At 25.0% G+C, this 436-nt stretch carries 1 protein-coding gene; it reads left to right on the plus strand.

Features of this window, described 5'->3' with window-relative positions:
- Positions 1–273: 273 nt before the first annotated feature.
- On the plus strand, positions 274–436 hold a 163-nt coding region (locus C0Z19_RS29120; RefSeq protein WP_369122801.1), incomplete at its 3' end, for a DUF1361 domain-containing protein.

The following is a 436-nucleotide window of genomic DNA, read 5'->3' on the forward strand; positions in this document are numbered from 1 at the left end:
CAATAACACATTACTTTTTAGTTGAAACACATCAACTCACACGTTATCATGAATGCTTAATTATAAATGCATTCGCACTTTGGTTTAGACATTTCTATAGTAAATAAACCTTTAAATAAAGTTTTGAATGTAATTATAATTACCACATTAATATGAACAACTTTTTTCATTAGAAAGTAGTGTATATCATTTATGAATTCACGATACATCGCTAGAATTTACTTTTTAGTATTATTTATTGCGTCACTATTTGAGAATAAAATATATCAATTTATGACATTAAATTTATTTTTAGCATATATACCTTTTGAGCTAAGCCTACTTTTGCGTTTATTTAAACCCAATAAAAAATATGAATGGCCGCTCTTCGTCATATATAGCTTTATATTTGTATTACTTTTACCTAACACATTTTATATGGTAACTGATTTAATTC

Source organism: Trinickia soli (genome assembly GCF_002879855.1).
Lineage (GTDB): Bacteria > Pseudomonadota > Gammaproteobacteria > Burkholderiales > Burkholderiaceae > Trinickia > Trinickia soli.